The following is a 22182-nucleotide window of genomic DNA, read 5'->3' on the forward strand; positions in this document are numbered from 1 at the left end:
GTTAGAGGGCGCCCTTCGTGGAGGGAAGGATGCCGGCCGCGCGCGGGTCGAACTCGGCGGCGTAGCGCAGGGCCCTGGCGAGGGCCTTGAACTGGCACTCCACGATGTGGTGGGCGTTGCGGCCGTACGGCACGTGGATGTGCAGGGCGATCTGGGCCTGCGCGACGAAGGACTCGAAGATGTGCCGGGTCATCGTCGTGTCGTAGGTGCCGATCATCGGCGCCATGTTCTCGGGCTCGGTGTGCACGAGGTACGGGCGGCCGGACAGGTCGACGGTCACCTGGGCGAGGGACTCGTCGAGCGGCACGGTGCAGTTGCCGAAGCGGTAGATGCCCACCTTGTCGCCGAGGGCCTGCCTGAAGGCGGCGCCGAGCGCGAGGGCGGTGTCCTCGATGGTGTGGTGGGTGTCGATGTGCAGGTCGCCGTCGGTCTTGACCGTGAGGTCGAAGAGGCCGTGGCGGCCGAGCTGGTCGAGCATGTGGTCGTAGAAGCCCACGCCCGTCGAGACGTCGACCTTGCCGGTGCCGTCGAGGTCTATCTCGACGAGGACCGAGGTCTCCTTCGTGGTGCGCTCGACCCGTCCGATGCGGCTCATGCGTGCTGCTCCTTCTTCAGTGCGCGAACCGCTTCCAGGAACGCGTCGTTCTCGGCCGGAGTGCCGGCGGTGACCCGCAGCCGGCCCGGTACGCCGTTGTCCCGGACCAGGACCCCCTGGTCGAGGATCTTCTGCCAGGCGGTGTGGGAGTCGTCGAACTTCCCGAACTGGATGAAGTTCGCGTCGGACTCGGTGACCTCGTAGCCGATGGCCCGCAGTTCGTCGACCAGGCGGTCGCGCTCGGCCTTGAGCTGCTCGACGTAGCCGAGCAGGGTGTCGGTGTGCTCCAGGGCGGCCAGCGCGGTCGCCTGGGTGACGGCCGACAGGTGGTACGGCAGGCGCACCAGCTGGACTGCGTCCACGACGGCGGGGTGCGCGGCCAGGTAGCCCAGGCGCAGGCCGGCGGCGCCGAAGGCCTTGGACATGGTCCGGGAGACCACCAGGTTCGGGCGGCCCTCGATCAGGGGCAGCAGCGAGTCGCGGTGGCTGAACTCCACGTACGCCTCGTCCACGACCACCAGGGACGGTTTGGCCGCCTGCGCGGCCTCGTAGAGGGCGAGGACCGTCTCCGCCTCGACCGCGGTGCCCGTGGGGTTGTTGGGGGAGGTGATGAAGACGACGTCGGGGGCGTGCTCGGCGATGGCGTGCTCCGCCGCGGCCACGTCGATGGTGAAGTCGTCCCGGCGGGGGCCGGAGATCCAGCCGGTGCCGGTGCCGCGCGAGATCAGCGCGTGCATGGAGTAGGACGGCTCGAAGCCGATCGCGGTGCGGCCGGGACCGCCGAAGGTCTGCAGCAGCTGCTGGATGACCTCGTTGGAGCCGTTGGCGGCCCACACGTTCTCCCGCGCGACCGGGTGCTTGCCCGTACGGGTGAGGTAGGCGGCCAGCTGGGTGCGCAGCTCGACCGCGTCCCGGTCCGGGTAGCGGTTGAGGGTGCGGGCGGCGTCCGCGACGCGCTCGGCGATCCGCCGGACCAGCTCCTCGGGCAGCTCGTACGGGTTCTCGTTGGTGTTCAGCTGGACGGGTACGTCCAGCTGCGGGGCGCCGTACGGGCTCTTGCCCCGCAGCTCGTCCCGGATGGGGAGGTCGTCGATTCCGATGGGCGTGCTCACTGCTGGGGCACCTTCCATCCGAAGCGCGCCTTGAGGGCGGCGCCGTGCGCGGGCAGGTCCTCGGCCTCGGCCAGCGTCACCACGTGGTGGGTGACCTCGGCGAGGGCGTCGCGCGTGTAGTCGACGATGTGGATGCCGCGCAGGAAGGACTGCACGGACAGGCCGGAGGAGTGGCAGGCGCAGCCGCCGGTGGGCAGCACGTGGTTCGACCCGGCGCAGTAGTCGCCGAGCGAGACGGGGGCCCAGGGGCCGACGAAGATCGCGCCGGCGTTGCGGACGCGGGCGGCCCAGGCGGCCGCGTCGGCGGTCTGGATCTCCAGGTGCTCGGCGCCGTACGCATCGACGACCTTGAGGCCGTCCTCCAGGCTGTCGACCAGCACGATCGCGGACTGCTTGCCCGCGAGGGCGGGCTTGATGCGGTCCTCGACGTGCTTGGTGGCCGCGACCTGCGGCTCGAGTTCCTTCTCGACGGCGTCCGCGAGCTCCGCCGAGTCCGTGACGAGGACGGCGGCGGCCAGCGGGTCGTGCTCGGCCTGGCTGATCAGGTCGGCGGCGACGTGCACCGGGTCGGCGGTGGAGTCGGCGAGGACGGCGATCTCGGTCGGGCCGGCCTCGGTGTCGATGCCGATCTTCCCGGTGAAGTAGCGCTTGGCGGCGGCGACCCAGATGTTGCCGGGGCCGGTCACCATGTTCACCGGCAGGCAGTCCTGCGTGCCGTACGCGAACATCGCGACGGCCACGGCGCCGCCGGCCGCGTACACCTCGTCCACGCCGAGCAGCGCGCACGCGGCGAGGATCGTGGGGTGCGGCAGGCCGCCGAACTCCTTCTGCGGCGGGGAGGCCAGCGCGATCGACTCGACGCCCGCCTCCTGTGCCGGTACGACGTTCATGACGACGGAGGAGGGGTACACCGAGCGGCCGCCCGGGGCGTACAGCCCCACGCGCTCCACGGGAACCCACTTCTCGGTCACGGTGCCGCCGGGGACCACCTGGGTGGTGTGCTCGGTGCGGCGCTGGTTGCGGTGCACGATCCGGGCGCGCCGGATCGACTCCTCCAGGGCGGCGCGGACGGCCGGGTCCAGCTGTTCCAGGGCGGCCGTGATGGCCTCCTCGGGTACCCGGACCTGCGAGAGCTCGACACCGTCGAACTTCTGCGCGTACTCGATCAGCGCCGCCGTGCCACGATGATGGACGTCCTCGCAGATGGGCCGCACCTTCTCCAGGGCAGCTTCTACGTCGAACTCGGCACGGGGCAGCAGATCGCGCAGGGCGCCGCCCTCGGGGAGGGCGTCACCGCGCAGGTCGATACGAGAGATCACCCCCCAATTCTCTCAGACCGTGCAGCGCCACCGTTCTCCCGTATCACTGGCTGATACACGCCCCGGACGTCACAGGGGCCGGTTAGCGTTCCCCTACACGCAGGTGACAGCGGAGGGGGGCCGCCATGACCGAGGCACGCGCCGGTGAGGAACCGGCGGACCTCACGGATCCCGAGCGCCGCATGTGGAGCGCCTTCCGCACCGGTGGCGTCTGCGATCTGAGCGCCCGCTCCGCCGACCGCGACGACCCCCACGGCGACCGGGTCTGGGGCCCGGAGCGCAGCGTCCGCGCCCAGGTGGTGGCGCTGCTGCTGCTCCACGGACCGTCTCCGGTGCCGGGCCGGGTGGCCTCGCTCAAGCTGCGCGGTACCCGGATCACGGGACGGCTGGACCTGTCCGGGGGCACGGTGGCCCCGTACGTGGAGCTGCAGTCCTGCCGTTTCGACAGCGAGGTCCAGCTGTCCGAGGCACGCTTCGGCACGCTGCGGCTGATGAACTGCGCGATCCCCCGGCTGGAAGCGGCGCGCCTGCACACCGAGGGGGATCTGCACATGCCGCGCTGCCGGGTGGCCCGCGGGGTGCGGCTGACCGACGCGCAGATCGGGACCGACCTGCTGATCAGCCAGGCGGTGGTGCAGCGGGACGGCAAGGGCCGGGCGATCGCCGCGGACGGGATGTCGGTGGCGCAGGACTTCCAGGGCGAGCTGCTGGAGACGTACGGGGAGGTGAGCCTGCGCGGGGCGAAGGTCGGGGTGTCGATGAACCTGCGCGGGGCCTGCCTGCGCAACCCGTACGGCCGGTACGCGCTGAACGCCCCGCAGCTGACGGTCGAGCGGACCCTCCACCTGACCTCGATCGCCCTGGACTACGTGCCCGGCACGAACTCCTCGACTCCCCCGTACGGGGTGGGGGCGACCCCGCCGCGCGGCCGGCCGGCGCACCCGTTCGAGTGCCGGGGCGGGCTGCGGCTGGACGACGGCCGCTTCGGCGACGCCATCGACTTCTACGGGGCGCGGTTCGTGCTCACCGCCGAGCAGGAGATCTCCCTGCGCCGGATCCAGACCCCCGAGTTCCGTTTCGTGGGCGAGCGGCCCGAGCAGGGGCGGGTGGTGGTGTCGGGGGCGAAGGTGGTCAAGCTCGTCGACACCTCCACGAGCTGGCCGGGCCCGGGCGGGGTGTCGATCGAGGGGTTCGTGTACGAGAACCTGGCGCCCCGCGGCCATTTCCCCCTCGGCCGCCGGCTGGCCTGGGTGGAGGCGTCCACCCCCGAGTACTCGCCGGAGCCGTACGAGCGTCTCGCCGCCGTGCTGCGGGCGAGCGGCGAGGACGCGGACGCCCGCGAGGTGCTGCTGGCCAAGCAGCGGCGCCGCCGGGCCACCCTGCCGATGGCGGCCAGGGCCTGGGGGTACGTGCAGGACTGGACGGTGGTCTACGGGTACCGGCCGGGCCGGGCCGCGCTGTGGATGGCGCTCCTGTGGGCCGCGGGGACGCTGTTGTTCTCGCAGCTCGACCCGCCGGCGATCAAGCAGAACGAGCATCCGCAGTGGAACGCCGCCCTGTACGCCCTGGATCTCCTGCTTCCGGTGATCGATCTCGGGCAGCAGGGCCAGTGGCGGGTGGAGGGCGGGTGGCAGTGGGGCGCGGCCGCCCTCGTCCTGCTGGGGTGGATCCTGGCCACGACGGTGGCGGCGGGCGCTTCCCGGCTGCTGAGGCGGGGGTGACGGCTCCGGGTCCGTGGCCATTACCCTGTGCCTCGTGACCACCGTTCGCCTGCCCCTCTTCCCGCTCAACTCGGTGCTGTTCCCGGGACTCGTCCTCCCGCTGAACGTGTTCGAGGAGCGTTATCGCGCCATGATGCGCGAGTTGCTGAAGACGGGCGACGACGAGCCGCGCCGCTTCGCGGTCGTGGCGATCCGGGACGGCCGGGAGGTCGCTCCGACGGCGCCGGGCCTGCCGGACCAGACGGCGGTCCCCGAGCGGGGGCCCGCGGCGGGCTTCGGCGCGGACCCCATCCAGGCCTTCCACCGGGTGGGCTGCGTCGCGGACGCGGCGACGATCCGGGAGCGGGAGGACGGCAGCTTCGAGGTGCTGGCCACCGGTACGTCCCGGGTGCGGCTGCTGTCGGTGGACTCCTCGGGGCCCTTCCTGACCGCGGAGCTGGAGGAGCTGCCGGAGGACGCGGGCGACGGCGCCGGGGCACTGGCCGAGGGGGTCCTGCGGGCCTTCCGCGCCTATCAGAAGCGTCTGGCGGGGGCCCGCGAGCGGTCGTTGACCGGTGCGGACCTGCCCGACGAGCCGTCGGTGGTCTCGTACCTGGTGGCGGCGGCGGCCGTGCTGGACATCCCCGCCAAGCAGCGGCTGCTCCAGGCCCCGGACACCGCGACCCGGCTGGCGGAGGAACTGAAACTGCTGCGGACGGAGACGGCGGTGATCCGCCACCTGCCGTCGCTGCCGGCGGTGGACCTGACCCGCGCTCCGACCAGCCCGAACTGACGACCGGATGACGATGGCGAAGAAGTCGAAGCAGGCGTCGGGGACCCCGGCGATCGTCGCCCTGACGGCGGCGGGGGTCCCCTTCACGACCCATGCGTACGAGCACGACCCGGCGCATCCCTCGTACGGCGAGGAGGCGGCCGAGGCGATGGGCGTCTCCCCGACGCAGGTGTTCAAGACCCTGGTGACGGACGTGGACGGGGTCCTGACGGTGGCGGTGGTCCCGGTGTCGGGCTCGCTGGACCTGAAGGCCCTGGCGGCGGCGGTGGGCGGCAAGCGGGCGGCGATGGCCGAGCCGGCGCTGGCGGAGCGCACCACGGGCTACGTCCTCGGCGGCATCTCCCCGCTGGGCCAGCGCAAGCGGCTCCGCACGGTGCTCGACGCCTCCGCCGCGGCCCACGCCACGATCTGCTGCTCGGCGGGCCGCCGCGGCCTGGAGATCGAACTCTCCCCCGCCGACCTCACCACCCTGACGAACGCCACCCTGGCCCCCATCGCCCGCCCGTAACCCGGCACATCCAGCCCCGCCGGCGTTTGCGGCGGGGGGCCTGTGCGGAGCCCCGCGAGACGGCGCCGCAGGGGCCGTACCACCCGGCGCCGCACATCCAGCCCCGCCGGCGTTTGAGGCGCGGGGTCACGGGGCGGAGCACCGGGAGACGGCGCCGCGCAGGCCGTACCACCCGGCGCCGCACCCGGAGCGTCAGCCGCGCGGAGGCTCCGGCGCGGCAGCAGGATCGGCATGGACGTGCGGCGGCGGATAGACACCGGCCCACTCCGGCAAGGGCGCCGGATCCCTCGGCGCCCACAGGGCCGTGAGGCCGAGATGGACCAGGACGGCGGCCATCGGCCAGGTCAGCAGCACCCCCTGCGCGAGCAGTTGCAGCGGCGCGTCGAAGGGAACCCCCTTGCCCGCCCCGGCGGCGGCCGCCGCCAGGTCCGCGGACGGCCCCAGCCACACTCCGCCGCGCCAGCCGACGAGCGCGGCGAAGAGCGATCCGATTCCCAGCCCGATCACCAGCGGTACGCCGCCCTTGCGGCGCCACAGGAAGACGGCCCCGGCACTCAGCACGCCCAAACCGGCCGAGAGCAGGAAGAACGTCCCGTCGGCGCCGATCCGCGCCTCGCTCTCCGTGTTGCGCAGGAAGACGGCCTCGCCGTTGGACACGTACTGCGTCCGGGGCGCCAGCCAGGCCCACAGCAGGGCGAGGAGGACACCGGCCGCCCCGACCGCCAGCGCGACGGCGGCGCCGTCGCGGACGTCCAGCGGGGTGATGCGCCCCGTCGTGTCGGCCGGCTTCCCGGGTGGGAGCGGCGGCGGGTCGAACGGGGACGGCGGGGTCACGGCTTCGGTCACCCCCACATCGTGCCAGGTACGCCCGGCAGCGGCGTCAGCGGACCGCCGCCCGGCGGTACGCCCACGTCGCGGCGGCCAGCGAGAGGACCCCGACGGCGGCGCACACGCCGAGGTCGAGCACGACGGCGGCCCAGTCCGGGTGGGGGGCGAAGGTCCGCGCGAAGGCCTCCACCCCGTACGTCGACGGCAGCAGGTCCCGCGCCCACACGATGACGTCCGGCATCCGCTCCGGCGGCAGCACCCCCAGCAGGAGCGCCGCGGACATGCCGAGCTGCCCGGCGAGCGTGGCCAGTTCCTGGCGGGGTGCGAGCAGCCCCAGCGCCGCCCCGAGCCCGGCCAGCGCGGCTCCGGCCAGCGGCACGACCGCGGCGAGGATCCACAGCCCGCTCAGGGGCAGCCCGAACAGCACGCAGCCGAAGACGGCGGTGACGAGCGTGCCCGGCAGGGTGAAGGAGGCGTACGCGGCGGCCGCGCCCAGCACGACCGAGGCGGGCGGCACCGGCAGGGTGGCGTAGTGGTCGAGCCCGCCGCCGGCCCGCAGCTGCCCGAAGTACTGCGCGAGCAGGTTCAGGGCGACGAAGGCGACGACGAGCACCGAGGAGCCGGCCACGACGGCCCGGGCCTCCGAGCCGCCGTCCACCACGCCCCGCATGAGGATCATGATTCCGACGGACTGGAAGGTGGCCACGAACAGAAGCGGGATCCGGGCCACCCGGGCCCGGGAGAGCTGTGCCCGGTACACGGCGGCCAGCGCCGGGAAGAAGCGTGCGCGGGCCGCGAGCGGCGCCGGGGCGGCGGGGTGGCGCGGGGCGTCGTCCTGCGCGCCGCCGGGTACGGCGTCCTGCGCGAGGCCGGGCACGGCGTCCTGTGCGACGGCGCCCGGGGAGCGGTCGCTCACGACTTCACCAGCCCTTTCGTCCTGCCGCCGAGGGCGAGGTACACGTCCTCCAGGCTCGGGGTGGCCAGGGTGAAGTCGTCGAGGGCGGCGAAGGCGGGGCCGCCGGTGACCGCGGCCACCGCGGCCCTGGCCTCGTCCGGCGCCAGCCGCAGCACCCAGCGGCGTCCGGACTCGACGGCGTCCTGGCGCAGCCGCGCGACCTCGGGCACGTCCAGCGGGGCGGCCTCGCGCCACACCAGTTCCAGCCGGACCTCGCCGGACACCTGGGCCTTCAGCCCGGCCGGGGTGTCGCAGGCGATGACCTTGCCCTGGTCGATGACGGCGACCCGGTCGAGGACGGTCTCGGCCTCGATGACGTTGTGGGTGACGAGCAGGACCGTGGCCCCGTGCTGCGCGCGCCGCCGGTCCACGGCCGCCCACACCGCCCGCCGGGCCACGGGGTCCATGCCGGTGGTGGGCTCGTCCAGGACCAGGACGGGCCGCTCCCCCACCAGTGCGGCGGCGAAGCAGGCGAGGCGCCGCTGTCCGCCGGAGAGCTTCTTCAGGGTGCGTCCCGCGAGGGGGGTCAGCCCGAGTTCGTCCAGTACGGCGTCCCGTGCGGCCCGGGCGTCCCGGGCGCCCAGTCCGCGCAGCCGTCCGGTGGTCTCGGCGGCGAGGGACACGGTGAGCTCGTCGAGGGCGGTGGACTCCTGCCCCAGGTAGGCGAGCAGCCGGGCCGCCCGCTCGGGGTGGCCGACGAGGTCGTGGCCGAGGAGGGTCACGCTGCCGGAGTCGGGGCGCATCAGGCCGGTCAGCTGGCGGACCAGGGTCGACTTGCCGGCGCCGTTGGGGCCGAGCAGGCCGAAGATCTCGCCGCGCCGGACGTCGAGGGAGACCCCGTCGTTGGCCCGAGTCCCGGGCAGGGCGGGGGCGCCGCGGCGGCCCCGTACCGCGGGGTAGGTCTTGACCAGGTCACGCACCGCGCAGACGACGTCGGAGGCCGCTCCCGCGGCTGCTGCCGAGGCCGCCGCCATGGGGTGTCCCGCGTGTGCTGTGCCCGTACTCACGAGGGAGCAGCCTACGGGGTTCCCGGCCCTACTCGGCCGCCGGGGTGGCCGGGGCTGCGGGCGTGGCGGGGGCGGCGGTGGGGACGGCGGTGGGGACGGCGGCCACGTGTTCGGCGGCCGCCCGGACGTCGATCTCGCGCCAGAACCCGGCCCGGATGGCATACCGGTCGTGCTCGTCGATCTGGTCGTCCTTGTGCGCGAGCAGCCCGAAGCGGGCGGCGTAGCGCAGCAGCTCGCCGTCGATCCGGTGCGGGATCCGCGGGTACATGGTGGCCAGTTTCTGCAGGTGCACGGTCTCGGGGAGCCGTTCCATCCAGCGCCGGGCGAACACCTGTCCCACCTCGAAGGGGTCCCCGCCGACGGTGGTGATGTCCTCCTCCCGGTCGGCCCAGCGCTGCTCGGCGCTGGTGAGCTGGGCGAGGGTGGGCAGCGAGGCGGTTTCGGCGGGTTCGCCGAGGGGGCCGGCCCGGTCGATCCAGCCCTTGTCGGAGGACCAGCGCAGGGCGCTGCCGGCCGGGGCCGGTGCGGCGTGCTGCGCGCCGGCGGGGGCGGCCTGCTGGCCGGGCGCCCGCAGGGATCCGGCGAGGTCCTTGGGCGTGGGTACGGCGGCCTTGGCCGCGGAGCCGGTGGGGGCGGGCAGCGAGGGGCCGCCGCCCCCGGCGTCGCCCGCGGTGCCTCCGTTGCGGGCGGCTTCGGCGAGGGCCGCCTCGGGCAGCGGGGCGGAGAGGATGGCGGCGATGTCGGGGCGGGGGGCGGGCGGCGGGGCGCAGAGTCCGGTGAGGTCCTTGGCGCGGACGGCCCGGGTGATCCAGGCGCGGTCGAGGACGCGGCGTTCGTCGGCTTCGGCGACGAGGTCCTCGGACTGGTTGTAGTCGCCGTCGGCAGCCTGGACGGCCCACAGGTGGACGGCGACGCCGTGTTCCTTGGCGGACATCAGGCCGGGCAGCAGGTCGCCGTCGCCCGTGACGAGGACCACGTCGGAGCAGGCGCGGTTGCGGGCCAGCTCGGTCAGCTCGGCGTGCATGGCGGCGTCGACGCCCTTCTGGGCCCAGCGGCCGTCGCTGCGGGTCAGGGCGCCGAGGCGGACGGTGACGCGGGGCATGACGCGCAGCCGCCGGTGCTCGGGCTGCGGCACCCGGTCGGGTGCGCCGTCGAACCAGTAGATGCGCAGCAGCGGCTGCTCGGTGTCGGCCTCGGCCCGCTCGCGCAGGCCCTGGATGAGGGCGGTGTGGTCGACGGTGATGCGGGAGCGCGAGGGCTCCCCTGCGAGAAGGCTCGCGGCGGCGCCCAGCAGATAGCCGGCGTCCACCAGGACGACGCAGCGGTCCACGCGTTCCACCCTCTTCCCTGGGGGTCCTCTGTGCTTTCGGGGAGTGCCCCGAGTCTGCCCGACCGCAAGGGTGTTGACGGCCGGAACTGGATCATCGGCGTGGCGTATCTCTCAGGAGGTGCGGGAATGCGCACCGGCCACGCGCAGTAATGATCCAAAATGCGCGCTTTGGGGCGCTGTGTGAGTGTGAAGGCGGTCCTGGACCCTAGACGCAACGGAGGCTCCACCATGGCCAAGAACAAGAACCAGAAGCAGCCGTCCAAGCAGCAGTCCGGCTCGGCCTCGCAGGATCCGTCGAGGCGTGCGCAGGAATCCGCCTCGGAATCCGTGTCGCCGTCGCCGAGTCCGCTGGACATGGCGCACAAGAGCAAGCAGAAGAAGTTCGGCCACAACTGACGTCTGCGCGTCCGCTCGGCCCGTCGACGACGGAAGGGCCTGCCCGGCTGCCGGGCAGGCCCTTCCGTACGGCCGCGCCCCGCGCCGCGGGCGCGGGGCGCGGGCGGGCCCGGCGCTATCCGGCGAGGCAGGACGGGCCGAGCAGCACCTTCAGGTCGCCGAAGAGGGCCGGGTCAGGCTGGACGCGGTGCTTGTCGAGGCGCAGCACGGTGGTGGTCCGCGGGCCCTGGAGCTTGATGCGCACCTCGGTGTTGCCCTTGTGGTGGCGCAGGATCTCCCCCAGGCGGGTCACCATCGGCGGGGTGACCTTGACCGTGGGGATGGTGAGGACCACGGGGGCGTTGGTGCCGGCCGAGGACAGGTCGGGGACCATCATCTCCATGGCGACGAGGCGGGGTACGTCCTCCCGCTTGTCGAGGCGGCCCTTGACGAAGACGACGGTGTCCTCGACCAGCTGGGTGGAGACGAGCTGGTAGGTCGCGGGGAAGAACATGCACTCGATGGAGCCGGCCAGGTCCTCGACGGTGGCGATGGCCCAGGCGTTGCCCTGCTTGGTCATCTTGCGCTGGAGACCCGAGATGATGCCGCCGATGGTGACGACCGCGCCGTCGGAGTGCTCCCCGCCGGTGAGCTGGGAGATCCCGGCGTCCGTCTTGTCGGAGAGCACGTGCTCCAGGCCGAAGAGCGGGTGGTCGGAGACGTAGAGGCCGAGCATCTCGCGCTCCTGGGCGAGCAGGTAGGACTTCTCCCACTCCACGTCGGAGAACTCCACGTCGAGTCCGAAGCCGGGCTCGTCGCTCGCGCCCTCGTCGCCCATTGCGCCGAAGAGGTCGAACTGTCCCTCGGCCTCCTTGCGCTTGACGGCCACCACGTTGTCGATCATGGGCTCGTGGTGGGCGACCAGGCCCTTGCGGGTGTGGCCCATCTCGTCGAAGGCGCCGGCCTTGATCAGGGACTCGACGGTCCGCTTGTTGCAGACGACGGCCTCGACCTTGTCCAGGAAGTCGGGGAAGCTGGAGAACTTCCCCTTGGCCTTCCTGGTCTTGATGATCGACTCGACGACGTTGCTGCCGACGTTGCGGACGGCGGTGAGGCCGAAGAGGATCACGTCGTCGCCCTGGGCGGCGAAGTTCGGCTCCGACTCGTTCACGTTCGGCGGCAGGACCTTGATGCCCATGCGCCGGCACTCGTTCAGGTAGATCGCGGACTTGTCCTTGTCGTCCTTGACCGAGGTGAGGAGCCCCGCCATGTACTCGGCCGGGAAGTTCGCCTTGAGGTAGGCGGTCCAGTAGGAGACCAGGCCGTACGCGGCCGAGTGGGCCTTGTTGAAGGCGTAGCCGGCGAAGGGGACCAGGACGTCCCAGAGGGCCTTGATCGCCTGGTCGCTGAAGCCCTTCTTCTTGGCGCCCTCCTCGAAGATGACGAAGTTCTTCGCCAGTTCCTCGGGCTTCTTCTTGCCCATCACGCGGCGCAGGATGTCGGCCTCGCCGAGCGAGTACCCGGCGATGATCTGGGCGGCCTTCTGCACCTGCTCCTGGTAGACGATCAGGCCGTAGGTGACCGCGAGCACCTCTTCGAGGGGCCCTTCCAGCTCCGGGTGGATCGGGGTGATCTCCTGCTGCTTGTTCTTGCGCAGGGCGTAGTTCGTGTGCGAGTTCATGCCCATCGGACCCGGCCGGTACAGGGCCGAGACGGCGGAGATGTCCTCGAAGTTGTCGGGCTTCATCAGGCGCAGCAGGGAGCGCATGGGGCCGCCGTCGAACTGGAAGACGCCGAGGGTGTCACCGCGGCCGAGCAGTTCGAAGGTCTTGGGGTCGTCGAGCGGGAGGGCCAGGAGGTCGATGTCGATCCCCTTGTTGGCCTTCACCATCTTGACGGCGTCGTCCATGATCGTGAGGTTGCGCAGGCCCAGGAAGTCCATCTTCAGCAGGCCGAGCGACTCGCAGCTCGGGTAGTCCCACTGGGTGATGGTGACGCCGTCGGTGTGCCGCACCCAGACGGGCACGTGGTCGGTGATCGTCTCGCTGGACATGATCACGCCGGCCGCGTGCACGCCCATCTGGCGGACCAGGCCCTCCACGCCGCGGGCGGTGTCGATGACCTTCTTCACGTCCGGTTCGTTCTCGTACATCCCGCGGATCTCGCCGGCCTCGCCGTAGCGGGGGTGCGTCGGGTCGAGGATGCCGGAGAGCGGGATGCCCTTGCCCAGGACGTCGGCGGGCATGGCCTTGGTGAGCCGGTCGCCCATGGCGTACGGGTAGCCCAGGACGCGCGCGGAGTCCTTGATCGCGTTCTTGGCCTTGATGGTGCCGTACGTGCCGATCATGGCGACCTTGTCGGCGCCGTACTTCTCGGTCACGTACCGGATCACCTCGACGCGCCTGCGCTCGTCGAAGTCGATGTCGACATCGGGCATGGAGACGCGCTCGGGGTTCAGGAAGCGCTCGAAGATCAGGCCGTGGGTGAGCGGGTCGAGGTCGGTGATGCCCATGGCGTAGGCGACGATCGAGCCGGCCGCGGAGCCTCGGCCGGGGCCCACCGCGATGCCCTGGTTCTTGGCCCACATGATGAAGTCGGCGACCACGAGGAAGTAGCCCGGGAAGCCCATCGAGATGATCGTGTCCATCTCGTACTCGGCCTGCTTCATCCGGTCGTCCGGGATGCCTCCGGGGTAGCGGCGGTGCATGCCGCGCATGGTCTCCTCGCGGAACCAGCTGACCTCGGTGTGGCCCTCCGGGATGTCGAACTTCGGCATCAGGTTCCGGAACGTGAACATGCCCTCGGTGTCGACCTGGTCCGCGACCAGCTTCGTGTTGGCGCAGCCCTCCTGCCAGGCGTCCGAGGAGTCGATGGCGTACATCTCGTCCGTGGACTTCAGGTAGTAGCCGGTGCCGTCGAAGCGGAAGCGGTCCGGGTCCGAGAGGTTCTTGCCGGTCTGGATGCACAGCAGGGCGTCGTGGGCGCCGGCCTCGCTCGCGTAGGTGTAGTGCGAGTCGTTGGTCACCAGCGGCGGGATGCCGAGCTTCTTGCCGATCTCCAGCAGCCCGTCGCGGACCCGGCGCTCGATCTCGATGCCGTGGTCCATCAGCTCGAGGAAGTAGCGGTCCTTGCCGAAGATGTCCTGGTACTCGGAGGCCGATTTCAGGGCCTCGTCGAACTGGCCGAGGCGGAGCCTGGTCTGCAGCTCTCCGGAGGGGCAGCCGGTGGAGGCGATGAGCCCCTCGGACCACTTGGAGATGGTCTCCTTGTCCATGCGGGGCCACTTCGTGAGCCAGCCCTCGGCGTAGGCGTCGGAGGACAGCCGGAAGAGGTTGTGCAGGCCGGTGGCGTTCGAGGCCCAGATCGTCTTGTGCGTGTAACCACCGGAACCGGAGACGTCGTCGCGCTTCTGGTGGGGCTGGCCCCACTGGATGCGCCGCTTGTTGCGCCGGGACTCGGGGGCGACGTACGCCTCGATGCCGATGATCGGCGTGATCCCGGCCTTCTGGGCGGTGTGGAAGAAGTCGTAGGCCCCGTGGAGATTGCCGTGGTCGGACATGGCGATGTGCGTCATGCCCATCTCGTTGCACGCGTTGAACATGTCCTTCAGCCGCGCGGCACCGTCCAGCAGCGAGTACTGGGTGTGGACGTGCAGGTGCGTGAACGGCGGCTTGGTCACGGTGGGAGTCCTCCGGGGGGAGAGAGGGGCGGCAGCTCTGAATCCTACGTCTCCCGAGTGACACATCCGGGGCACCGACGGGTACCTTCATCCGTTGCAGAGCCAGAGGGGACGGACGCCCGTCCGAGCCCCTCCGGATCCGAACGTGATCGGCAAGCGATCCACCCCGCACCACCAGGAGGCACCGGCCATGGCGGTTCCCGAGACGACCGACGAGCAGCGCGCCGAGCAGATACTCGACGTGTTCGACACCGCGTTCGGTGAGCTGCTCGCCGCCGACCCCGCCGCCTTCCAGGTCAAGTTCCGGAAGATGGCCGCCTCCGCCTTCGCGTTCTACCGGGGCACGGCCTGCCTGTTCTACGCGGACCTGGAGCACGACCGGCACGGCGGCCCGTACCTGGACGAGCGGACGGGCCGGGTGTGGATCCACGGCGATCTGCACGCCGAGAACTTCGGCACGTACATGGACTCCAACGGCCGGCTGATCTTCAACGTGAACGACTTCGACGAGGCCTACGTCGGCCCCTTCACCTGGGACCTCAAGCGCTTCGCGGCCTCCGTCGCGCTGATCGGCTACACCAAGGCGCTCAGCGACGGTCAGATCGGCGAGCTGGTGCGGATCTACGCGGGCGCCTACCGGGAGCGGATCCACCGGCTGGCCGTCCGGGGCGCGGCCCCCTACAAGGACGAGGTGCCCTCCTTCACCCTCGACACCGCCGAGGGCCCGCTGCTGGCGGCCCTGCGCGCGGCCCGCTCCCGTACCCGCTTCTCCCTGCTGGACTCGATGACGGAGATCCGGGAGTGGGAGCGCCGCTTCACCCCGGGCGGGGGCACGGTCGAGCTGGACGCCGCCACCCGCTACAAGGTGCTGGCCGCCTTCGACGGGTACCTGGAGACCCTCCCCGACGAGTCGCTGGTCCGCCCGGACTCCTACCGGGTCAAGGACGTGGTGGGCCGCCGGGGCGTCGGCATCGGCTCTGCGGGGCTGCCCTCCTACAACATCCTGCTGGAGGGGCACAGCGACGCCTTGGAGAACGACGTCGTGATCTACCTCAAGCAGGCCCAGACCCCGGCGGTGTCCCGGCACATCACGGACCGGGGGGTACGGGACTACTTCCGGCACGAGGGGCACCGCACGGTGATCTCCCAGCGGGCCCTGCAGGCCCATGCCGACCCGTGGCTGGGCTGGACGGAGCTGGACGGCGCGGGACAGCTGGTGGCGGAGGTCTCCCCGTACGCGGTGGACCTGGACTGGTCCGACCTGGACGACCCGGAGGAGATCGCCGCGGTGGTCGCCGACCTGGGCCGGGCGACGGCGACCATGCACGGGGCGGCCGACGCGGCCGAGAGCGGGCAGACGCTGGTGCCCTTCTCCACCGAGCGGGCGATCGACGCGGCCATCGCCGCCGACGAGGAGGGCTTCGCGGAGCTGCTGGTGGACTTCGCCCACGCGTACGGGGCCCGGGCGCGCGCCGACCACCAGATCTTCGTGGACCTCTTCCGCAACGGCCGCCTCACGTCCTGACCGGCGGAAACGGGACCCGGCAGGAACCCCAGGTCCCGTTTTCACAGGGTCGCATGGCACACTCGCGGCGATGGACATATCAGGGGCAGGACTGCGGGGGCTGCGGGCGGCGCTGTTCAGCGCGCTCGTCGTGCTGCTCTCGGCGGGCTCGCACGTCCTGATGTCGCGGGTACCGCTGCCGGCCCCGCTGGCGGTGGGGGCCTTCGCCACCGTGTTCGTCACCGCCTACGCGCTGGCGGGCCGCCGGCGCGGCTTCGGCCCCATCGCCGCACTGCTCGTGCCGCTGGAGCTGGCCGCCGACACCGTCTTCACCGCCGGACAGCACGTCTGCTACGGCCCGGCGGGCGGCCCGGTCTCCGGGCCGCTGCGCGCGCTCGGCCTGGACGAGCTGTGCGGGGGCGCGCCCGTGGGCGGGCCGCTGGCCGAGGTGGGCGGCCCGGCCGCCGACCCGGCGGCCCTGCTGGCCTCGCCCGGCCCTTGGGCGCCCTGGCTGCTGCTCGGCGCGCACGTCTCGGTGGGGCTGCTGGCCGCCGCCTGGCTCGCGTACGGCGAGCGGGCCCTGGGCCAGTTGCTGCGGGCGGCGGCCGCCTGCGCGTTCCGGCCGCTGCTGCTGGCGGCGGCCAGGGCGTCGACGGCCGCGGGCCCGGCCCGGCGGGTGCTGCGGCCCTTCCGCGCGGGCTCGGTGGCCCGTACCCGGTTCCCGGCCCATTCCGTGGGGCGGCGGGGACCTCCCGTGCTCGGCGCGCTCGACGGCGCCTGACGTACGCAGGGCAGTCCCCACCCCCTTCCGCATGTCACTGACATGCCACACCCACGGAGATCACGATGAGTGCACGCAACAACCAGGCGAACAAGGCGGCGGCCCGCGAGCGGCTGCGCGCCGAGCGCGAGAAGCAGGCGAAGAAGGACAAGGCGCGCCGCCAGGTGATCGTGGCGGGCGCGGTCGCCGCGGTCCTGGCCCTGGCCGGCGGCGTCGGCTACCTGGTCATGCAGGCCAACGAGCCCGGCTACTGGGACAAGGCCGCCAAGGCCGAGCTGGTCAAGCCGGCGAACACCACGGGCGAGGACGGCACCACGGTCGTCATCGGCAAGCCCGAGGCTCCCAAGACCCTGGAGCTCTACGAGGACTCGCGCTGCCCGGCGTGCGCCTCCTTCGAGCAGGCGAGCGGCGAGCAGATCAAGAAGGACGTCGACGCCGGCAAGTACAAGCTCCAGTACGTCGGCGCGACCTTCATCGACAACGCCGTCAAGGGCGAGGGGTCGAGGAACGCCCTGAGCGCGCTGGGCGCGGCGCTGAACGTCGGCCCGGAGGCCTTCCTCGAGTTCAAGGCGGCCCTGTACTCGAAGGAGCTGCACCCCGAGGAGACGGTCGACAGCTTCGCCAAGGACGCCTACCTGCTGAAGGTCGCGGACACCGTCCCGGCGCTGAAGGGGAACGCCGAGTTCAAGAAGGCCGTCGAGGGCGGTACGTACGACCGGTGGGCGATCGAGATGTCGAAGTCCTTCGACAAGTCGGGCGTGACGGGCACCCCGACGCTCAAGATGGACGGCAAGAAGATCAACACCCCGGACTCGGCGCAGGCCTTCACCGAGGCGATCGACAAGGCCCTGAAGGGCTGATCCAGCCAATCGGATCACCGGTTTCCGGACACCGGAGACCAACAGGCGGGCGGACTCCCGGAGTTCGCCCGCTTTTTGCGTTCCCGGGGATGTCCGAGAACGCGTACCCATCAGTAATATGATCATCCGTGACCAGTCATCTCCCCTCTGTTACGACCACGGCAACTCCCCGCCGCCGTACGGTCGTCCTCGCCGCCGCGGCCACCGCCGCGCTGGCCCCGCTCGCTCTGGGCTCCACCGCCGCCCACGCGGCGGACGCCGCCCCCGCCTTCCTGCACGGCGTCGCCTCCGGCGACCCGCTGCCCGACGGGGTCCTGCTGTGGACCCGCGTCACCCCGACCCCCGAGGCCGTACCCGGCTCGGGCGCCGGCCCCGCCACCCAGGTGACCTGGGAGGTGGCCGGGGACAAGGCCTTCTCCCAGATCGTCGCCCGGGGCGCGGTCACCGCGAGCGCCGCCACCGACCACACGGTCAAGGTGGACGTGCGCGGACTGCGGCCGCAGACCTCGTACTGGTACCGGTTCACCGCCGGCGCCACCGTCTCCCCGGCCGGGCGCACCCGCACCACCGCGGGCCGCGACGTGACCACGGCCGGGGTCCGGTTCGGCGTGGTCTCCTGCGCCAACTGGGAGTCCGGCTACTTCTCCGCCTACCGCCACCTGGCCGCCCGTACGGACCTGGACGCGATCCTGCACCTGGGCGACTACATCTACGAGTACCAGTCGGGCGGGTACCCGGAGGCCAAGTACGTCGTGCGCGCGCACGAGCCGAAGCACGAGATCGTCTCGCTCGCCGACTACCGGACCCGGCACGGGAAGTACAAGACGGACGGCGACCTGCAGGCGCTGCACGCCGCGCACCCGGTCGTCGCCATCTGGGACGACCACGAGTTCGCCGACGACGCCTGGTCGGACGGCGCGGGCAACCACACGCCGGGCGCCGAGGGCGAGTGGGCGGCCCGCGCGGCCGCCGCCAAGCAGGCGTACTTCGAGTGGATGCCCGTCCGCGCCTCCATCGCCGGCACCGTCTACCGGCGGCTGCGCTTCGGCACCCTCGCCGACCTGCACCTGCTGGACCTGCGCTCCTTCCGGTCCCAGCAGGTCAAGGTCGGCAGCGGCTCGGTCGACGACCCGGAGCGCACCCTCACCGGGCGCGCCCAGCTGGACTGGCTCAAGGCGGGCCTCGCGGAGTCCGACGCGACCTGGAAGCTGGTCGGCACCTCGGTGATGATCTCGCCGGTGGCCCTCGGATCGCTGCCCGCGCACCTGCTCCAGCCGCTGGCCAAGCTGCTGGGCCTGCCGCAGGGCGGCATCGCGGCCAACGTGGACCAGTGGGACGGCTACACGGACGACCGGAAGGAACTCCTGGGCCACTTGAAGGACCGCAACGTCAGGAACACGGTGTTCCTGACCGGCGACATCCACATGGCCTGGGCCAACGAGGTCCCGGTGAACATGGCGACCTACCCGGGTTCGGGCACCGCGGCGACCGAGTTCGTGGTCACCTCGGTGACCTCCGACAACCTCGACGACATGCTGCACGTCCCGGCGGACACCGCCTCGCTGGTCGCCGAGTCCGCCGTCAAGAGCGCCAACTGGCACGTGAAGTGGCTGGACATGGACGCGCACGGCTACGGCGTGCTCGACGTGACGGCCGAGCGTTCACAGATGGACTACTACGTGGTGTCCGACAAGCGGAGGCAGGACGCCTCGGCCGCGTGGGCGCGCTCGTACCGGACCCTGAACGGGACGCACAAGGTGGAGCGGGCCGACCGACCGGTTCACTGACAGACCGTCAAATTTGCGGTACAGAGGGGCCCCTGGTGCAGACCAGGGGCCCCTCTGTCATCAGAAGCAACAAATCTTTTACGCAGGAGGCTTGACCTGTACGTGTCATCAACCCATAAGCTTCGCGCCAACCGGAAAGATCTTCAGGCCGGAAACCCCCCACCGAGACCCCCACCTCGAGGAGCACACGTGCGCGCTGTCGCCCGCATATCCCCCCTTCTCCGCCGCCGCCTGCTGGGCACCGCGGTCCTGGCCGGGACCCTGGCCTTCACCCCGCTCTCCGCCCCCACCACCCTCGCCGCCGCCAAGACCCCCGCCGAGGTCTGTGCCGAGGAGTCGGCCGCCGCTCCCGCCGACGCCCGCGTCGTACGCCCCGAGGACCACCACGCGGCGGAGCCGAACGAGGTCACCGAAGCCCAGGCCAAGGCCATGGACGCCGACCTCAAGGCGAAGCTGGACAAGGCCCTCAAGAACCAGCCGCAGCGCGGCCTCGGCGCCACCGCCGCCGTGGTGAACATCCCCGTGTACTTCCACGTCGTGCACTCGGGCACCGCCGGCAAGCTGTCCGCCACGGACATCGGCAAGCAGCTCTCGGTCCTGAACGCGGCCTACGGCGGCCAGGGCACCGGCAACGCCAACACGAACTTCCAGTTCACCCTGGCGTCCACCGACTACACGGACAACGCCTCCTGGTACAACCTGGCCTCCGGCTCCCAGGCCGAGAAGGACATGAAGAACACCCTGCGCAAGGGCGGACCCGGCGCGCTCAACTTCTACACCGCCAAGCTCTCCGGCGGCCTGCTCGGCTGGGCGACCTTCCCGAGCTCCTACGCCTCCAGCCCCACGATGGACGGCGTGGTCGTGCTCGACTCCTCGCTGCCGGGCGGCTCCTCGGCCAACTACAACGAGGGCGACACCGCGACCCACGAGGTCGGCCACTGGCTGGGGCTGTACCACACCTTCCAGGGCGGCTGCAACGGGAACGGCGACTACGTCTCCGACACCCCGGCCGAGAAGAGCGCCGCGTACGAGTGCCCGACCGGGCGTGACAGCTGCGCGAGCAAGCCCGGTGCGGACCCGATCCGCAACTTCATGGACTACACGTACGACTCCTGCATGTACCAGTTCACGGCCGGCCAGGTGAGCCGGATGCAGAGCAGCTGGACCGCCTACCGGGCCGGCTGAACCACCCCGGGCCTCCCCCCGGGACACCTCACGGACGACCAGAGACCGGCTCCCGCGGCCAACCGGACCGCGGGAGCCGGTTCCGTCGTCCTCCGGGGCGGTCAGAGGGTGTCGAGGAAGCCGATCGCGACCTTCCAGACCTGTTCGGCGGCCTCGGCGTCGTAGTCCTCCAGCCCCGGGTCGGTGAACAGGTGACCGGCCCCCGGGTAGTTGTGGACCTCGACGTCGGCCCCGGCCCGCTGCATCCGCAGGTACCAGGCGGTCAGCCAGTCGTGCGGCTCGAAGGGGTCGGGGTCGGCGACGTGCAGCTGCACGGGCAGCCCGTCGACCGAGGCGTCGTCCTCCAGGTCCGCCGTCCCGTGCAGGAGGAGCAGCCCGCGCGCCTTGTCGTCGGCCAGCGCCAGGTGCTGGGCGACGGAGCCGCCCAAGGAGAAGCCCGCGTAGACCAGGCCCTGGTCGGAGTGCGGGGCGGAGGCCAGCACCGCGCGCCGGAGCAGCTCGTCGCGGCCGATCCCGTCCTGGTGGGCCATTCCCTCCTCGACGGTCTCGAAGGTGCGCCCCTCGAAGAGGTCCGGCACCTGGACCTGGTGCCCGGCCGCGCGGAGGCGGTCGGCCGCCGCGTGCACCGCGGGCCGCAGCCCGTACGTCGAGTGGAAGAGCATGATGTTCATGCCCCTCATCGTGCCAGCCGCCGAGGAAAGGTGTGAGGAGGCGGCTTCCGGTTACCTTCCTCCCCATGGAGATGGAGAACGTACTGCGCCCCGTCGCGGTCGTCGGCGGTTCGCTGGTGATCACCCTGTTCGCGGGGTGGCTGCTGGACCTGCTGCTGCGCCGCGCCGACGCCCGGCACACCGAGACCCCTTTCTGGGGCCTGCTGCGCCGCTGCCGCGTCCCGTTCCAGCTGGTCCTGTGCACGACGCTGCTGAGAGGCTCCTACCGCCAGGCGCGGGTCCTGCCCGACCACTCGGTGGGCGTGGGCCGGGCCCTGACCCTGGTCCTCATCGCCGGGGCGGCGTGGCTGCTGGTGCGGTTCGCGACGGCCGTCGTCGACTCCAGCTACGCCCGGTACGCCGCCGCCACCCCGGACGCGGCCCGGGTCCGGCGGGTCCGCACCCAGGTCACGCTGATCCAGCGGGTGGTCACCGCGGTGGTGGTGGTCGTGGCGCTGGCCGCGATGCTGCTGACCTTCCCGCCGATGCGCACCCTCGGCGCCTCCATGCTCGCCTCGGCCGGTGTCCTCGGCATCGTGGTGGGGATCGCCGCCCAGTCCTCGCTGAGCAACCTCTTCGCCGGCCTGCAGATCGCCTTCGGCGACACCGTCCGCATCGGCGACACGGTGGTGGTCGACAAGGAGTGGGGCACCGTCGAGGAGATCACCCTGACCTTCCTGACCGTCCGCACCTGGGACGAACGCCGCATCACGATGCCGGTCTCGTACTTCACGAGCAAGCCGTACGAGAACTGGTCGCGCGGCGGGGCCCAGATGACCGGCACGGTCTTCTGGCACCTGGACCACAGCGCGCCGCTCGACCTGATGCGCGAGCAGCTCCAGCGGATCCTGAAGGAGATCCCGGAGTGGGACGGCCGGGGCGGCGGACTGGCCGTGACGGACACCACCCCGCACACGGTCCAGGTCCGCGCGGTGGTCACCGCGGTGAACGCGGACGACGTCTGGACGGTCCGCTGCGCGGTCCGCGAACGAATGATCACCTGGCTCCTCACCCACCATCCCTACGCCCTCCCCCACATCGCCACCACCCCCGCCGTCCCCCCACCCACCCCCTGACCCCGACTCCGCCCCGCACCCCCACACCCAGCCCCGCTTCCGCACAACAAGCCCCGCCGGCGTTCGAGGCGCCGGGGC

Annotated in this window: 19 protein-coding genes; 10 read left to right on the forward strand and 9 right to left on the reverse strand. The window is 71.9% G+C overall.

What is annotated here, in order from left to right:
* Position 1: 1 nt before the first annotated feature.
* The 3 genes from hisB to hisD are packed head-to-tail and all read right to left on the reverse strand — an operon-like array spanning position 2 to position 3026.
* Positions 2-595 carry an imidazoleglycerol-phosphate dehydratase HisB gene (gene hisB / locus ACFWUZ_RS07685; RefSeq protein ID WP_384368684.1) on the reverse strand — a complete coding sequence of 198 codons (594 nt, stop codon included), beginning with the start codon at positions 593-595 and terminating at the stop codon, positions 2-4.
* The gene (locus ACFWUZ_RS07690) at positions 592-1707 is read right to left on the reverse strand and encodes a histidinol-phosphate transaminase (protein WP_384368687.1); all 1116 of its coding nucleotides are present in this window, start codon (positions 1705-1707) and stop codon (positions 592-594) included. The genes hisB and ACFWUZ_RS07690 overlap by 4 nt, the downstream gene beginning before the upstream one ends.
* Positions 1704-3026: a histidinol dehydrogenase gene (gene hisD, locus ACFWUZ_RS07695; protein ID WP_384368690.1), complete on the reverse strand. Its 1323-nt coding sequence runs from the start codon at positions 3024-3026 to the stop codon at positions 1704-1706. Before hisD ends, ACFWUZ_RS07690 begins: the two co-directional genes overlap by 4 nt.
* Positions 3027-3151: 125 nt before the next feature.
* Here hisD and ACFWUZ_RS07700 point away from each other — a divergent pair, with 125 nt between their 5' ends.
* Genes ACFWUZ_RS07700 through ybaK form a run of 3 tightly spaced genes read left to right on the forward strand, consistent with a single transcriptional unit; the run spans position 3152 to position 6027 of the window.
* Positions 3152-4747, forward strand: coding sequence for an oxidoreductase (locus tag ACFWUZ_RS07700; RefSeq protein ID WP_384368693.1), 1596 nt, complete (start codon positions 3152-3154; stop codon positions 4745-4747).
* Positions 4748-4781: 34 nt separating this feature from the next.
* Complete coding sequence (locus ACFWUZ_RS07705; protein WP_384368696.1) at positions 4782-5519, forward strand: LON peptidase substrate-binding domain-containing protein; 738 nt, start codon at positions 4782-4784, stop codon at positions 5517-5519.
* A 13-nt stretch (positions 5520-5532) separates the two neighbouring features.
* Positions 5533-6027, forward strand: a complete 495-nt coding sequence (gene ybaK / locus ACFWUZ_RS07710) for a Cys-tRNA(Pro) deacylase (protein ID WP_384368881.1) — start codon at positions 5533-5535, stop codon at positions 6025-6027.
* A 192-nt stretch (positions 6028-6219) separates the two neighbouring features.
* Here ybaK and ACFWUZ_RS07715 read toward each other — a convergent pair whose 3' ends face one another.
* From ACFWUZ_RS07715 to ACFWUZ_RS07730, 4 genes are all read right to left on the reverse strand, one after another.
* The gene (locus ACFWUZ_RS07715; protein WP_384368699.1) at positions 6220-6873 is read right to left on the reverse strand and encodes a hypothetical protein; all 654 of its coding nucleotides are present in this window, start codon (positions 6871-6873) and stop codon (positions 6220-6222) included.
* A gap of 34 nt (positions 6874-6907) precedes the next feature.
* Entirely contained in the window at positions 6908-7732 is an 825-nt protein-coding gene (locus ACFWUZ_RS07720; protein ID WP_384368884.1) for an ABC transporter permease, read from the reverse strand.
* 35 nt (positions 7733-7767) lie between these two features.
* Positions 7768-8784, reverse strand: a complete 1017-nt coding sequence (locus ACFWUZ_RS07725; protein ID WP_384368887.1) for an ABC transporter ATP-binding protein — start codon at positions 8782-8784, stop codon at positions 7768-7770.
* Positions 8785-8845: 61 nt separating this feature from the next.
* Positions 8846-10156 carry an NYN domain-containing protein gene (locus ACFWUZ_RS07730; RefSeq protein WP_384368702.1) on the reverse strand — a complete coding sequence of 437 codons (1311 nt, stop codon included), beginning with the start codon at positions 10154-10156 and terminating at the stop codon, positions 8846-8848.
* Positions 10157-10375: 219 nt separating this feature from the next.
* On the opposite strand from ACFWUZ_RS07730, the gene ACFWUZ_RS07735 reads away from it, so the two are divergent.
* Positions 10376-10543: a hypothetical protein gene (locus ACFWUZ_RS07735; protein ID WP_384368705.1), complete on the forward strand. Its 168-nt coding sequence runs from the start codon at positions 10376-10378 to the stop codon at positions 10541-10543.
* A gap of 115 nt (positions 10544-10658) precedes the next feature.
* On the opposite strand, the gene dnaE is transcribed toward ACFWUZ_RS07735, so the two are convergent.
* Entirely contained in the window at positions 10659-14201 is a 3543-nt protein-coding gene (dnaE, locus tag ACFWUZ_RS07740; protein WP_384368708.1) for a DNA polymerase III subunit alpha, read from the reverse strand.
* 190 nt (positions 14202-14391) lie between these two features.
* Here dnaE and ACFWUZ_RS07745 point away from each other — a divergent pair, with 190 nt between their 5' ends.
* From ACFWUZ_RS07745 to ACFWUZ_RS07765, 5 genes are all read left to right on the forward strand, one after another.
* On the forward strand, positions 14392-15726 hold the full coding sequence (locus tag ACFWUZ_RS07745; RefSeq protein WP_384368890.1) for a DUF2252 domain-containing protein: 1335 nt from the start codon (positions 14392-14394) through the stop codon (positions 15724-15726).
* A 70-nt stretch (positions 15727-15796) separates the two neighbouring features.
* Positions 15797-16486: a hypothetical protein gene (locus ACFWUZ_RS07750; RefSeq protein WP_384368711.1), complete on the forward strand. Its 690-nt coding sequence runs from the start codon at positions 15797-15799 to the stop codon at positions 16484-16486.
* 65 nt (positions 16487-16551) lie between these two features.
* Positions 16552-17346: a DsbA family protein gene (locus ACFWUZ_RS07755; RefSeq protein WP_384368714.1), complete on the forward strand. Its 795-nt coding sequence runs from the start codon at positions 16552-16554 to the stop codon at positions 17344-17346.
* A gap of 128 nt (positions 17347-17474) precedes the next feature.
* A complete protein-coding gene (locus tag ACFWUZ_RS07760) occupies positions 17475-19133 on the forward strand; it encodes an alkaline phosphatase D family protein (RefSeq protein ID WP_384368717.1) in 1659 nt (552 codons plus the stop codon).
* Between the two features lie 189 nt (positions 19134-19322).
* Positions 19323-20318, forward strand: a complete 996-nt coding sequence (locus tag ACFWUZ_RS07765) for a zinc metalloprotease (RefSeq protein ID WP_384368719.1) — start codon at positions 19323-19325, stop codon at positions 20316-20318.
* A gap of 101 nt (positions 20319-20419) precedes the next feature.
* Here ACFWUZ_RS07765 and ACFWUZ_RS07770 read toward each other — a convergent pair whose 3' ends face one another.
* Complete coding sequence (locus tag ACFWUZ_RS07770; RefSeq protein ID WP_384368721.1) at positions 20420-20989, reverse strand: dienelactone hydrolase family protein; 570 nt, start codon at positions 20987-20989, stop codon at positions 20420-20422.
* A 71-nt stretch (positions 20990-21060) separates the two neighbouring features.
* On the opposite strand from ACFWUZ_RS07770, the gene ACFWUZ_RS07775 reads away from it, so the two are divergent.
* The gene (locus ACFWUZ_RS07775) at positions 21061-22104 is read left to right on the forward strand and encodes a mechanosensitive ion channel family protein (protein ID WP_384368893.1); all 1044 of its coding nucleotides are present in this window, start codon (positions 21061-21063) and stop codon (positions 22102-22104) included.
* Positions 22105-22182: the final 78 nt, after the last annotated feature.

The sequence above is a fragment of the Streptomyces sp. NPDC058646 genome (genome assembly GCF_042716875.1).
Lineage (GTDB): Bacteria > Actinomycetota > Actinomycetes > Streptomycetales > Streptomycetaceae > Streptomyces.

What these genes read in the sequence shown, in the direction of transcription:
- ACFWUZ_RS07775 (WP_384368893.1), top strand. Translation starts at nt 21,061, where the DNA reads ATGGAGAACGTACTGCGCCCCGTCGCGGTCGTCGGCGGTTCGCTGGTG.
- ACFWUZ_RS07770 (WP_384368721.1), bottom strand. Translation starts at nt 20,989, where the DNA reads ATGAACATCATGCTCTTCCACTCGACGTACGGGCTGCGGCCCGCGGTG.
- hisB (WP_384368684.1), bottom strand. Translation starts at nt 595, where the DNA reads ATGAGCCGCATCGGACGGGTCGAGCGCACCACGAAGGAGACCTCGGTC.
- ACFWUZ_RS07745 (WP_384368890.1), top strand. Translation starts at nt 14,392, where the DNA reads ATGGCGGTTCCCGAGACGACCGACGAGCAGCGCGCCGAGCAGATACTC.
- ACFWUZ_RS07755 (WP_384368714.1), top strand. Translation starts at nt 16,552, where the DNA reads ATGAGTGCACGCAACAACCAGGCGAACAAGGCGGCGGCCCGCGAGCGG.
- ACFWUZ_RS07725 (WP_384368887.1), bottom strand. Translation starts at nt 8,784, where the DNA reads ATGGCGGCGGCCTCGGCAGCAGCCGCGGGAGCGGCCTCCGACGTCGTC.
- ybaK (WP_384368881.1), top strand. Translation starts at nt 5,533, where the DNA reads ATGGCGAAGAAGTCGAAGCAGGCGTCGGGGACCCCGGCGATCGTCGCC.
- ACFWUZ_RS07735 (WP_384368705.1), top strand. Translation starts at nt 10,376, where the DNA reads ATGGCCAAGAACAAGAACCAGAAGCAGCCGTCCAAGCAGCAGTCCGGC.
- ACFWUZ_RS07750 (WP_384368711.1), top strand. Translation starts at nt 15,797, where the DNA reads ATGGACATATCAGGGGCAGGACTGCGGGGGCTGCGGGCGGCGCTGTTC.
- ACFWUZ_RS07700 (WP_384368693.1), top strand. Translation starts at nt 3,152, where the DNA reads ATGACCGAGGCACGCGCCGGTGAGGAACCGGCGGACCTCACGGATCCC.